A 12,307-nucleotide genomic window follows, 5' to 3' on the forward strand; every position below is an offset into this window, starting at 1 on the left:
CGCTCAGGCCCCGGCGACCGGCGCCGCGGACGTGGCGGCGTCGGCGCCGGGGGACAGGCCGTTCACCTCGCGCACGACGTCGACGAACTCGCCCATGATCCCGGTCAGCGAGTACGTCTTCGGCGTGACGACGCGGTGCACGCCGAGGCGCCGCAGCTGCTCGGCGTCGTCGGGCGGGATGATCCCGCCGACGACGACCGGGATGTCCTCGGCGCCGGCGCGGGCCAGGCCGTCGAGCACGGCGGGCACGACCTCGAGGTGCGAGCCCGAGAGCACCGAGAGCCCCACCACGTGCACGCCCTCCTGCACCGCGGCCGCAACGATCTCGGCCGGGGTCAGGCGGATGCCCTGGTAGATGACCTCGAACCCGGCGTCGCGGGCCCGCACGGCGATCTGCTCGGCGCCGTTGGAGTGCCCGTCGAGGCCGGGCTTGCCCACGAGCATGCGCAGGGAGGACGTCCCCATCTCCTCGGCGGTGGCGCGCACGCGGGCCCGGACGTCGGCGAGCTCCTCGGGGGCCTCGCCCGAGCCCGACGTCGCCGCCGAGACGCCCGTCGGCGCGCGGTAGGAGCCGAAGACGTCGCGCAGCGCCGCGGCCCACTCGCCGGTGGTGACGCCGGCCCGGGCACACGCGAGCGTGGCCTCCATGAGGTTCTCGTCGGTCGAGGCCGCCTCGCGCAGGCGGGCGAGCGCGGCGTCGGCGGCCTCCTGGTCCCGCGAGGACCGCCACTCCTGCACGGCGCGGCACGCCTCGTCCTCGACCGACCTCTCCACGGTGAAGATGGCCTCGGCGCCCTCGGCCTGCAGCGGGCTGGGCTCGGTGGAGGTGTACTTGTTGACGCCGACGACGGTGTCCTCGCCCGACTCGAGCCGCATCCGGCGCTGGGCCAGCGACGACACCAGCTGCGACTTCATGTAGCCGGAGTCGACCGCGGGCACGGCTCCGCCCATCTCGGCGACCTTGGCCATCTCCGCCCGCGCGCCCTCGACGATGGACGCGGTCTTGGCCTCCATGACGTGTGACCCGGCGAAGATGTCGTCGTAGTCGAGCAGGTCGGTCTCGAAGGCCAGCACCTGCTGCATGCGCAGCGCCCACTGCTGGTCCCACGGCCGCGGCAGGCCCAGCGCCTCGTTCCACGCCGGCAGCTGGACGGCACGGGCGCGGGCGTCGCGCGAGAGGGTCACGGCGAGCATCTCCAGCACGATGCGCTGCACGTTGTTCTCGGGCTGGGCCTCGGTGAGCCCGAGCGAGTTGACCTGCACCCCGTAGCGGAAGCGGCGCAGCTTCGGGTCCTCGACGCCGTAGCGCTCGCGGCACAGCTCGTCCCAGAGCTGCCCGAACGCCCGCAGCTTGGCGATCTCCTCGATGAAGTGCAGCCCGGCGTTGACGAAGAACGAGATGCGCCCGACGACCTCGCCGAAGCGTTCCGGGGGCACCTGGCCGGAGTCGCGGACCGCGTCGAGCACGGCGATCGCCGTCGACAGCGTGTACGCGACCTCCTGGGTCGGCGTGGCCCCGGCCTCCTGCAGGTGGTAGCTGCAGATGTTGATCGGGTTCCACCTGGGGACGTTGGTGTACGTCCAGGCGATCATGTCGGTGATCAGGCGGACGCTGGGCGCGGGCGGGAACGCGTAGGTTCCGCGCGAGAGGTACTCCTTGACGATGTCGTTCTGCGTGGTGCCCGCGAGCCTGGCGCGCACCTGCTCGACGTCGAGCCCGGCCTCGGCCGCCTGCTCGTCGGCGACCGTGATGTAGAGCGCGAGCATCCACATCGCCGTCGCGTTGATCGTCATCGAGGTGTTGGCCTCGTTGAGCGGGATCCGGTCGAACAGCGCGCGCATGTCCCCGATGTGCGACACCGGGACACCGACCTTGCCGACCTCGCCGCGGGCGAGCTCGTGGTCGGGGTCGTAACCGGTCTGCGTCGGCAGGTCGAAGGCCACCGACAGGCCGGTCTGCCCCTTCGAGATGTTGCGCCGGTACAGCTCGTTGGACGCCCGCGCCGACGAGTGGCCGGCGTAGGTCCGCATGACCCAGGGTCGGTCACGGCTGTCGTCGCTGGGGTAGGGCACGAGAGACCTCCGCGTCGTCGGCACCCTCGAGGGTGGCTGACCCGGGGAATCTACCGGCGGGTCACCGCGGCGGGGAGCGCAGCGTGACGCACGTCGGGTGCCCGTTGGATGCCGTTGCCCACAGGATCGGTCACGATGGACCCGCCGCACGCGAACGGGAGGTGCCGGCATGGTCGGGTCGATCGGTGAGCTCCTGCTCGCGATGGCGTTCGTGGTCATGCTCATCGGCCTGCTGCGCTGGACGTTCGGGCAGGGCCCGCAGGGCGCGCTCCCCGACGAGCACGGCGACGTCGGGCTGCTCGAGACGGTCGCCGTCGTGCCGACCCGCGAGGCCGCCGACCTGCTCGTCGCGAAGCTCGCGCGGGAGAGGGTGCGGGTGACGGTCAGCCGTGGCGAGGAGGGCTGGCGCCTGCTCGCCTTCCCCGGCGACGCCGACGACGCCCGCCTGGTGCTGCGCAGCACCTGACGGCAGCACCTGACGGCAGCACCTGACGGCAGCACCTGCGGTAGCACCTGACCGGCAGCACCTGACGGCAGCACGTGACGGCAGCACGCCTGCGGGAGTAGGACAGCACCGCTCTCGGGTAGGCCCGGACGTCGGTTGACACCCCGCAGCCGCCCGTGACGACCCCTTCCCGGGAGGCCCATCCGTGTCGACGTCCTCCGGTCCTGCCCGCTCCTCGGGCCCGTCCCGCGGCGCCGTCGGCCCGGTCTCCACGGAGCTCGTGCCACGCCTCGGCGTCGCCGACACCCTGCGCGTAGCGCTGGGCGTGCTCGCCCCGACCGTCGCCCAGGGCGCCATCGCGCGCCGGCCCCGCGCGATGGCGCTGGCCGAGCGCCTCGACCTCGACGCCCGGGCCGTCGCCACCGTGCAGGATCTCCACCGCCGGTACGGCGACGTGCCCGTGCGCCTCGCGCTGCCCGGGCGGCGCCTCGCCCTGGTGCTCGGACCCGACGACGTGCACCAGGTGCTTCAGGACTCGCCGGAGCCGTTCGCGCTGGCCAACCGCGAGAAGAAGGGCGCGCTGGGGCAGTTCCAGCCGCACGGTGTGCTCGTCTCCCACGGTCGGGTGCGCGAGCAGCGGCGCGCGGTCAACGAGACCGTGCTCGACACGCCCCGGCCCGTGCACCGCCTCGCCCCCACGGTGGTGGCGGCGGTGCGCGAGGAGGCCCGCGCCGTCGCCGAGCGGGCGGCGTCGTCGCACCGGCTCGACTGGGACACGTTCTCGGCGGGCTGGCGCCGCATGGTCCGCCGCGTCGTGCTCGGCGACACGGCCCGCGACGACGAGGCGCTGCAGCGCGACCTCGACGCCCTGCGGTACCGCGCCAACTGGTCGTACTTCGCGCCCCGCGACCGCTCCCGCCGCGACCGGCTGCGTCGGCGGCTGGCCGCGTACGTCGAGCGCGCCGAGCCCGGCAGCCTCGCCGGCCTGCTCGCGGAGACGGCGGGTGGAGATGAGGAGGTCGATCCCGTCGACCAGCTCCCCCAGTGGCTCTTCGCCTTCGACCCCGCCGGGATGGCCACGATCCGCGCGCTCGCGCTGCTCGCCGTCGAGCCCGACGAGCGCACCCGGGTGCGCGCCGAGATGGACGAGGGCGACCCCGGCGCCCCGCGGGAGCTGCGCCGCCTGCGCGCCGCGGTGCTCGAGTCGGTGCGGCTCTGGCCGACCACGCCGATGATCCTGCGCGAGACGACCCGGGACACCGAGTGGGCGGGCGCCCGCGTGCCCTCGGGGACGGCGATGCTGGTCTACACGCCGTACCTGCACCGCGACGACGACGACCTCGCCGTCGCCCACCGCTTCGCCCCGGATCTCTGGCTCCGCGACGGCCCCACCGGCCCTCCCGACGGTGCGCGCACCGACTGGCCGCTCGTGCCGTTCAGCGAGGGCCCGGGTGTCTGCCCCGGTCAGAACCTCGTGCTGCTGACGGCGAGCACGTTCCTCGCCACGCTGCTCGAGCACCACGACCACGCGCTGACCCACCCGCGCGCGCTCGACCCGGCGTACGTGCCCGGTGTCATCAGCCCGTTCCGCGTGCGCTTCCGGACGAGGGCCCGCTGACGCGGGCACGCGCGGGGGGTCAGCGGGTGGGCGGGGCCACGATCCGCGCGATGTCGCCGCCGAGCGCGGCGAGGTTCTCGACGAACAGCGGGTAGCCGCGATCGATGTGGGCGACGTCCCACACCTCGGTCTCGCCATCGGCGCACAGCCCGGCGAGCACGAGACCCGCGCCGGCGCGGATGTCCGAGGCCCACACCGGCGCCGACGACAGGCGGCGCACGCCGCGCACGACGGCGTGGTGGCCGTCGGTGCGCGCGTCGGCCCCGAGTCGCACCATCTCCTCGACGAACCGGAAGCGGCCCTCGAAGACGTTCTCGGTGATCATCGACGTGCCCTCGGAGATGGCCGACAGCGCGATGGCCATGGGCTGGAGGTCGGTGGCGAAGCCCGGATAGGGCAGCGTCACCCAGTCCACCGAGCGCGGACGCCCGTCCATCAGCACCCGGAAGCCGTCCTCCTGCGCGGTGACCTCCGCGCCGGCCTGCCCCAGCTTGTCGAGCACGAGGTCGAGGTGGTGTGCGTCGACGCCGCGCACCGTGACGTCGCCGCCGGCCATCACCGCGGCGAACCCCCAGGTCGCGCCGACGATGCGGTCGCCGATGACGCGGTGCGTCGTGGGCGTGAGCGGGCCGCCGCCGTGCACGGTCAGCGTCGAGGTGCCGCCACCCTCGATCTTGGCGCCCATCTGCTGGAGCATCGTCACCAGGTCGACGATCTCGGGCTCGCGGGCCGCATTGTCGATGACCGTGGTGCCCTCGGCGAACACCGCGGCCATGAGGATGTTCTCGGTGGCCCCGACGCTGGGGAAGTCGAGCCAGATCTGCGCGCCGCGCAGCGTCTCGGCCCCCGCCACCACGCAGCCGTGCGAGATCTCGCTCGACGCACCGAGCAGGCGCAGGCCCGCCTGGTGCATGTCCAGCGGGCGCGAGCCGATCGCGTCGCCGCCGGGCAGCGGCACCACCGCGCGGCGGCAGCGGGCCACGAGGGGGCCCAGCACGCACACCGAGGCGCGCAGCCGCGACACCGAGCGGTAGTCCGCCTCGGGGGTGAGCTCGGCCGGCACGTCGATCGTCACCGTGTCGCCCTCGACGGTCACCGCACAGCCGAGGCTGCGCAGGACGTCGGCCATCAGCGGCACGTCGAGGATCTCCGGACAGTTCGTGATGACGGTCCGGCCCTCCGCGAGTAGCGCCGCCGCCATCAGCTTGAGCACACTGTTCTTGGCGCCGACGACGTCGACCGCCCCCGCCAGCGGACCCGAGCCGCGCACCACGAAGTGCTCGTTCATCGCGGCGGAACGCTACCCGTCGGCCCGCACGACCCCGTCGGCGGAACCCCCGCGGCCGTTGGTCGCAGTCGTGCTGCGCGCGGGCCGGCGGGGCACGACCATCGGCGTCCCGGTCTCGGGGTCGGGCAGCACGCGGCAGGCCAGCCCGTAGACGTCGGTGACGAGCTCCTCGGTCAGGATCTCGGCGGGCGGCCCGCTCGCGGCCACCTCCCCGCCGCGACGCAGCGCGACGAGGTGGGTGGCGTAGCGCGCGGCCTGGTTGAGGTCGTGGAGCACCGCGACGAGCGTGCGCCCCAGGTCGGCGTGCAGGCGCGCGCAGAGCTCGAGCACGTCGACCTGGTGGGAGATGTCGAGGTAGGTCGTCGGCTCGTCGAGCAGCAGGATCGGCGTCTGCTGCGCCAGCGCCATCGCGAGCCACACCCGCTGGCGCTGGCCACCGGAGAGCTCGTCGACGAGCCGCTCGGCGAGGTCGGACGTGTTCGTCAGGGCCATCGCCTCGACGACGGCCTCCTCGTCGGTGTCCGACCACTGGCGCAGCAGTTGCTGGTGCGGGTAGCGGCCGCGGGCGACGAGGTCGCCGACGGTGATGCCGCCGGGCGCGGTCGCGGTCTGGGGCAGGAGCCCGAGGCGCCGGGCGACCTCCTTCGACCGATAGTTCGCGATCTGTTGCCCGTCGAGCAGCACCGCGCCGGCCGACGGACGGAGCACCCGGGCCAGCGCCGCGAGCAGGGTCGACTTGCCGCAGGCGTTCGGCCCGACGATCACGGTGAACGAGCCGTCGGGGATCGCCACCGACAGCCCGCTGGTCACGGTGCGTCCCTCGTAGCCCAGGGTCACGTCCCGCGCGAGCAGGCGTGGCATGGGGCCTCCCGTCCTCACGTGGTGCTCCCCCGCCACATCCGCACGAGCAGCGCGCAGAGGTAGAGCCCGCCGAACAGGCCGGTTGCGACGCCGACCGGCAGCGGGACCGGGGCGAACAGGCGGGTCACCGCGAGGTCGCTGACCAGCAGCATCGCGGCCCCGAGCAGCGCCGACGGCACGAGTACCGGCGTCGCCGCGCCGCAGAGCCGGCGGGCGATCTGCGGCGCGGCGAGGGCGAGGAAGGGGATCGGGCCCGCGGCCGCGGTCGCGGCGGCGGCGAGGCCCACCGAGGCCAGCAGCAGCACCGTGCGGCTGCGGCCGACGTCGACGCCGAGACCGCCGGCGGGCCGGTCGCCGAGCTCGAGCAGCGCCAGGCGCCGGCCGTACGCGAGCACGGCGGGCAGCAGCAGCGCCACCAGCCCGCCGAGCGCGGCGACCTGGGGCCAACCGCGGTTGCCGAGGTCGCCGAGGAGCCAGGACTGCGCGTCGACCGCGGTTTGCAGTACGGCCCTGGTGATCAGCCAGCTGTTGATCGCGAGCAGCATGGCCCCGATCCCGATCCCGATGAGCACCAGCCGCAGGCTCTGGGTGCCGCGCCCGGCCGAGAGCGCCACGACGAGGAGCGCGGTGACCACCCCGCCGACCAGGGCCCCCACCGACACCCCGAGGGTCGAGGCGCCGAGGCCGACGATCGCGATCAGCGCGCCGGTGGAGGCCCCCGTGGTGAAGCCGATGACGTCGGGACTGCCCAGGGCGTTGCGCGACAGGCTCTGCAGCACCGCGCCGCTGACCGCCAGCGCCGCCCCCACCCCGACGGCGAGCAGCAGGCGCGGCAGGCGCAGCGTGAGCACGACGAACTCCGTGGCGCGGCTGCCCTGCCCGGCCAGCGTCTCGCCGACCTCCGCGAGCGTCAGCGGGAACTCGCCGGTGGTCAGCGAGACGAGCGCCCCGACCACCACCACGACCGACGACGCCGCCCCGACGGCCACCGAGCGCGGGCCCACGCGCAGCGTCACCCGCCCCCCGGCGAGGCGGACGAGGCGACCGGTGACGGGCGAGCGGGGTGGCGCGCTCACACGCTCACCAGCCGGCGCCGGCGGCACAGGGCCACGAAGACCGGAACGCCGAGCACGGCGGTCATCACCCCGACCTGGATCTCCCCGGGCGGGGCGACCACGCGGCCGATGACGTCGGCGACGAGCATGACGATCCCCCCGAGCAGGGCGGTATAGGGCAGCAGCCAGCTGTGCGCGGGCCCGACCACGAACCGCACGGCGTGCGGCACGGCCAGCCCGAGGAAGGCCACCGGGCCGACCGCGGCAGTGGCGGCGCCCGCCAAGACCGTGGCCGCGCCCCCGGCGAGCAGGCGCGTGCGCTCGACGTCGAGGCCGAGGGCGGTGCCGGCGCGGTCGCCCAACGCGAGGGTGTCCAGCGCACGGGACAGGGCGAACGCGGCCACCACCCCGACGAGCAGGAACGGGGCGACCGAGACGAGCACGTCGGTGCGCCGCCCGTCGAGCGAGCCGAGGTTCCAGAACCGGAAGCTGTCGAACGTGCGCGGCGAGAGCACGAGCGCCGCGTTGACCAGGGCCACGAGCACCGCGGCGACCGCGGCACCGGCGAGCACGAGGCGGTCCGGCGTGCCCGACGAGCGGCCGGTGGCCCCCAGCACGTGCACCGCCGCCATCGTCACCGCGGCCCCGGCGAGCGCGAACCACACATAGCCCGTGACGGTGCCGATGCCGAACACGCCGATCGCGACGACCACGGCGGCCGACGCGCCCGCGTTGACCCCGAGCAGCCCGGGGTCGGCCAGCGGGTTGCGCGACAGGCCCTGCATCACCGCACCGGACAGGGCCAGCGCGGCGCCCACGCCGAGGGCGAGCAGGCCGCGCGGCACCCGCAGGTCGCGGACGACGGCCGCCTCGGTCCCCGAGGTGCCCGCCGTCCCCGGGTCGCCGCCGACGAGCAGCGCCCAGGACTGGGCGAGCCCGATGTCGCGGGAGCCGATGCCGATGCTGACCAGGAGCACGACCAGGGCCAGCGCGGCGAGTGCGAGCAGCCCGACCGCGCGCAGGGACGCGCCGCCGGCCGAGCCGGTCCGCGTCCCGGCCGCCGTCACCTGCACCACCTCGTCACCGCCCGCGTGTGTGTCCGTGCCCGTGTCCGGTTCGTCGTGATCCGGCACCTCGGCGGCGCCGGGCGTGAGGGTAGCCTTCGCACCATGCTTTAGGGTTGCCTACCCTCACGTCTCCTGCCCCACCCCCGACAGCCAGGAGCCCCCGTGCCACGTCCCGCCGGAGCCGTCCGCCGCCTCGTCCTCGCGGCGTGCGCCGTCGTCCTGCTCGCGCTCGCCGCGTGCGGCGGGGGCGGTGCGGGCGGTGAGGGCGGTGGCGGGGCCCCGGCCGCCGGGGTGGGCACGGTGTTCCCGGCCACCGTCGACACCGCCTTCGGGCCCGTCACGGTGCCGGAGGCTCCGCAACGGATCGTGGCCCTGGGCTGGTCGGACGCCGAGACCGCGCTCGCGCTCGGCGTGGAACCGGTCGGCGCGTCGGACTGGCTCGGCTTCGGCGGCACCGGCGTCGGCCCGTGGTCCCGCGGCTACACGAACCCGCCGGTGATCCTCGGGACCACCCAGCTCGACTACGAGGCCGTCGCCGCCCTGCGCCCCGACCTCATCCTCGACACCCGCTCGTCGGGCGAGCGGCAGCGCTACGACACGCTCTCGCGGATCGCGCCGACCATCGCCCCGCCGCCCGGGCTCACGGCCGCGTACGGCACGTCGTGGCGCCAGCAGATGACGATGGTGTCCACGGCGCTGGGCAAGCCCGACGAGGGCGCCCGCCAGGTCGCCGCGCTGGAGGACCGGTTCCGCCAGGCGCAGGTCGCGAACCCCCAGTTCGTCGACCGCACCGTGGGCGTCGGGGCGTTCTTCGGTGGCCAGTGGGGTGCCTACGTCCCGGGCGACCAGCGGATGGACCTCATGACCGAGCTCGGGTTCCGCCCCTCGCCGCAGATCCAGCAGCTCGCGACGCAGGCGAACGGCTCGTTCTACGTGACGCTCTCCGGCGAGCAGGTCTCGCAGCTCTCGGCGGACCTCACCGTCGTCTTCCCGATCAACGCGAGCGCCGACCCGATCCGCACCGACCCGGTGCTCTCGCGGACCCCCGCCGCGCAGGCCGGGCACCTCGTCGTGCTGGACGACCAGACCACCAGCGACGCCTTCTCGTCGGGTTCGGTGCCGGGCACCCGGGCGGCGCTCGAGCGCGCGGTGCCGCTGTTCGCGGGAGCGCTCACTCCCTGACCTGGCACCCTGGCGCCACGTGACCCTCCCGCCGTGGCTCGCCGCCGAGATCGCCGCCGTCCCGCCCCGCCGCACGCTGGCGAGCGCCGACGAGCTCGCGGCGGCGTCCGCACGGCTGGCCGCCGAGTACCCGGAGGTGGTGACGCACCGTCGCGTCGGCACCTCGGGGCTCGGCGAGCCGCTGACGGCCCTGACGATCGGCGACGCCGCGGACCGGCCGTGCGCGTTGATCATCGGCCTGCCCCACCCGAACGAGCCGGTCGGCGGGCTCACCGCGCTGCACCTCGCGCGACGCGTCGCGGAGGACGACGCGCTGCGCTCCCGGCTGGGGCTGACCTGGCACGTCGTCACGTGCATCGACCCGGACGGGCTGCGGCTCAACGAGGGCTGGCTCGCCGGGCCGTTCACGCGCGAGCACTACGCCCGGCACCTGTACCGGCAGGCGGGCACCGAGCAGATCGAGTGGAGCTTCCCTCTCGCGCACAAGGAGGCGTGGTTCGACGCGGTGCTGCCCGAGACGCTCGCGCTGATGCGGCTGATCGACGAGCACAGACCGGCGCTCATGGCGTCGCTGCACAACGCCGAGGTCGGCGGGGTGTACCACTACCTGTCCCGCCCCGAGCCCACGCTCCACCCGGCCCTGCAGGCGATCCCGGGGCAGGTCGGCCTGACGCTGCACCGCGGCGAGCCCGAGGCGCCGTGGATCCCGCTGCTCGCCGAGGGAATCTACCGCGCGCTCGACATCCGCGACGCCTACGACCACCTCGAGCTCACCGGCGAGCACGGCACCCTGGCCGGCGGCAACTCCACCGGCGCCTACGCCGCCCGCCACGGCACGCTGACGCTGGTCAGCGAGGTGCCGTACTGGCGCGACGACCGCCTCGGCGACGACTCCCCGTCCGGCGCGGGCCGGGCCGGCCTGCTCACCGCGGCCGGGCGGGACGTCGCGGACCTGGCGACCGTGCTGACCGGCACCCTCGACGCCGTCGCCGGCACCGTGCACGACTCCCCGTTCGTCCGTGCGACCCGGTTCTTCGCCCCGTTCCTCGCCGACACCGCCGCCGACCTCACCCGCCGCGGCGGCGAGCCGGACCGCGGCGCCACGGTCGCCGAGCAGGCCTCGCTGACCGAGCTCGTGGACATGTCCCGGCTGCGCTACGCCGGCATGCTGCTGCGGGCCCTCGACGCCGAGGTCGCCCTGGGCAACGTCCGGCCGGCCGTGCGGGCGGCGCGGGCGATCCTCGACGAACGGTTCACCGCGTGGTGCGCCGAGGCCGCCGGTCGCGCGCCGACGGACACCGTGCCGCTGCGCGACCTCGTCGCGGTGCAGGCCGCGTCGGTACTCGCGGCCGCGGATCACCTCGCCGGCTCTCTAGACTGACGCCGTGGCCGTACACCTCACCCGGATCTACACGCGCACCGGCGACGACGGGACGACCGGCCTGTCGGACTTCTCGCGGGTGCCCAAGACCGATCCGCGGCTCGCGGCCTACGCCGACTCCGAGGAGGCCAACGCCGCCATCGGCGTCGTGCTGTCGGTGGGCGCCCCGCCGGACGCGATCGTCGCACCCCTTCGCCAGATCCAGAACGACCTGTTCGACGTGGGCGCGGACCTGGCCACGCCGGTGGTCGACGAGCCCGAATATCCGCCTCTGCGGGTCACCGAGCGCCAGGTCGAGCGCCTCGAGGGCTGGTGCGACGCGTTCAACGCCGACCTGCCCAAGCTGGACTCGTTCATCCTGCCCGGCGGCACCCCCGCGGCCGCGTACCTCAACGTCGCGCGCACCGTCACCCGCCGCGCCGAGCGCAGCACCTGGGCGGTCATCGCCGCCGACCCCGACCGCACCAGCCGGCTCCCCGCGCACTACCTCAACCGGCTCTCCGACCTGCTGTTCATCCTCGGTCGCGTCGCCAACCCCGGCGGCGACGTCCTCTGGGTCCCCGGCGGCCCGGAGGAGCAGCAGGACTAGAGCCGTGTTCGACGAGCGCTTCACCGAGGGCCTCGACCCCTCCGTGTGGACGCCCGCCTACCTGCCGGCCTGGAGCTCGCGCGCCGCGGCCGCCGCGACGTGGCGGGTCGACGACGACGGCCTGCACCTGTCGATCCCGCCCGACCAGCCGCTGTGGTGCCCCGACGACCACGACCCGCCCCTGCGCGTGTCGGCGGTGCAGTCGGCGAACCGTTCCGGGCCCGTGGGCAGCACCGAGGGGCAGCAGCCGTTCCGCGCCGGGCAGACGGTCCGCGAGGAGCAGCCGACCGTCCTGGGCCTCACCCCCGGTGACGGGACCGTGGAGGTCGAGTGCCGGGCACGCCTCGGGCCGTCGGCGATGTTCTCCGCCTGGATGATCGGCCTCGAGGACGCGCCCGACCGCTGCGGCGAGATCTGCCTCGTCGAGGTCTTCGGCGACACCGTGGCGGGCGCGCACGCCGCCGTGGGTTCGGGGATCAAGGCGTTCCGCGACCCGCACCTGGTCGAGGACTTCGTCGTCGAGCCCCGCGACCTCGACGTCACCGGCTGGCACACCTACGCCGCCCACCGGCGCCCCGGTTCCGTCGACCTGGCGATCGACGGCGTCACCACCCGCAACCTGCGCCAGGCACCGGACTACCCGATGCAGCTCATGATCGCGGTGTTCGACTTCCCCGACCACTCCGCCCACGACCCGTCCGACGTACCCGAGCTCGTGGTGCGCCGGGTCCGGTATCACCCGTAGCCG

At 74.8% G+C, this 12,307-nt stretch carries 11 protein-coding genes; 6 read left to right on the forward strand and 5 right to left on the reverse strand.

What is annotated here, in order from left to right; all coding sequences use genetic code 11:
- Positions 1-3: 3 nt before the first annotated feature.
- Positions 4-2,073, reverse strand: coding sequence for a protein meaA (locus C8D89_RS02905; RefSeq protein WP_116706513.1), 2,070 nt, complete (start codon positions 2,071-2,073; stop codon positions 4-6).
- Between the two features lie 169 nt (positions 2,074-2,242).
- On the opposite strand from C8D89_RS02905, the gene C8D89_RS02910 reads away from it, so the two are divergent.
- Together C8D89_RS02910 and C8D89_RS02915 are read left to right on the forward strand one after the other, a co-directional pair.
- Positions 2,243-2,539, forward strand: coding sequence for a hypothetical protein (locus tag C8D89_RS02910; protein WP_116706514.1), 297 nt, complete (start codon positions 2,243-2,245; stop codon positions 2,537-2,539).
- Between the two features lie 259 nt (positions 2,540-2,798).
- Positions 2,799-4,136, forward strand: coding sequence for a cytochrome P450 (locus C8D89_RS02915; RefSeq protein ID WP_133251797.1), 1,338 nt, complete (start codon positions 2,799-2,801; stop codon positions 4,134-4,136).
- Between the two features lie 19 nt (positions 4,137-4,155).
- On the opposite strand, the gene murA is transcribed toward C8D89_RS02915, so the two are convergent.
- Genes murA through C8D89_RS02935 form a run of 4 tightly spaced genes read right to left on the reverse strand, consistent with a single transcriptional unit; the run spans position 4,156 to position 8,407 of the window.
- Entirely contained in the window at positions 4,156-5,424 is a 1,269-nt protein-coding gene (murA, locus tag C8D89_RS02920) for a UDP-N-acetylglucosamine 1-carboxyvinyltransferase (RefSeq protein ID WP_116706516.1), read from the reverse strand.
- A gap of 12 nt (positions 5,425-5,436) precedes the next feature.
- On the reverse strand, positions 5,437-6,285 hold the full coding sequence (locus C8D89_RS02925) for an ABC transporter ATP-binding protein (RefSeq protein WP_116706517.1): 849 nt from the start codon (positions 6,283-6,285) through the stop codon (positions 5,437-5,439).
- 14 nt (positions 6,286-6,299) lie between these two features.
- Positions 6,300-7,361, reverse strand: a complete 1,062-nt coding sequence (locus tag C8D89_RS02930; RefSeq protein ID WP_243417759.1) for a FecCD family ABC transporter permease — start codon at positions 7,359-7,361, stop codon at positions 6,300-6,302.
- A complete protein-coding gene (locus C8D89_RS02935) occupies positions 7,358-8,407 on the reverse strand; it encodes a FecCD family ABC transporter permease (protein WP_207786999.1) in 1,050 nt (349 codons plus the stop codon). The genes C8D89_RS02930 and C8D89_RS02935 overlap by 4 nt, the downstream gene beginning before the upstream one ends.
- Positions 8,408-8,569: 162 nt before the next feature.
- Here C8D89_RS02935 and C8D89_RS02940 point away from each other — a divergent pair, with 162 nt between their 5' ends.
- From C8D89_RS02940 to C8D89_RS02955, 4 genes are read left to right on the forward strand one after another with little or no spacing between them, the layout of a single operon-like run.
- Positions 8,570-9,589, forward strand: coding sequence for an iron-siderophore ABC transporter substrate-binding protein (locus C8D89_RS02940; protein ID WP_165825518.1), 1,020 nt, complete (start codon positions 8,570-8,572; stop codon positions 9,587-9,589).
- 19 nt (positions 9,590-9,608) lie between these two features.
- Positions 9,609-10,970, forward strand: a complete 1,362-nt coding sequence (locus C8D89_RS02945; protein WP_116706519.1) for a M14 family zinc carboxypeptidase — start codon at positions 9,609-9,611, stop codon at positions 10,968-10,970.
- A gap of 4 nt (positions 10,971-10,974) precedes the next feature.
- A complete protein-coding gene (locus C8D89_RS02950; RefSeq protein ID WP_116706520.1) occupies positions 10,975-11,559 on the forward strand; it encodes a cob(I)yrinic acid a,c-diamide adenosyltransferase in 585 nt (194 codons plus the stop codon).
- Between the two features lie 4 nt (positions 11,560-11,563).
- Positions 11,564-12,304, forward strand: a complete 741-nt coding sequence (locus tag C8D89_RS02955; RefSeq protein WP_116706521.1) for a glycoside hydrolase family 16 protein — start codon at positions 11,564-11,566, stop codon at positions 12,302-12,304.
- Positions 12,305-12,307 lie beyond the last annotated feature (3 nt).

The organism is Actinomycetospora cinnamomea, assembly GCF_003096675.1.
Taxonomy (GTDB): Bacteria; Actinomycetota; Actinomycetes; order Mycobacteriales; family Pseudonocardiaceae; genus Actinomycetospora; species Actinomycetospora cinnamomea.

Coding starts and splice junctions, on each gene's coding strand:
- C8D89_RS02910 (WP_116706514.1), top strand. CDS start 2,243: ATGGTCGGGTCGATCGGTGAGCTCCTGCTCGCGATGGCGTTCGTGGTC.
- murA (WP_116706516.1), bottom strand. CDS start 5,424: ATGAACGAGCACTTCGTGGTGCGCGGCTCGGGTCCGCTGGCGGGGGCG.
- C8D89_RS02925 (WP_116706517.1), bottom strand. CDS start 6,285: ATGCCACGCCTGCTCGCGCGGGACGTGACCCTGGGCTACGAGGGACGC.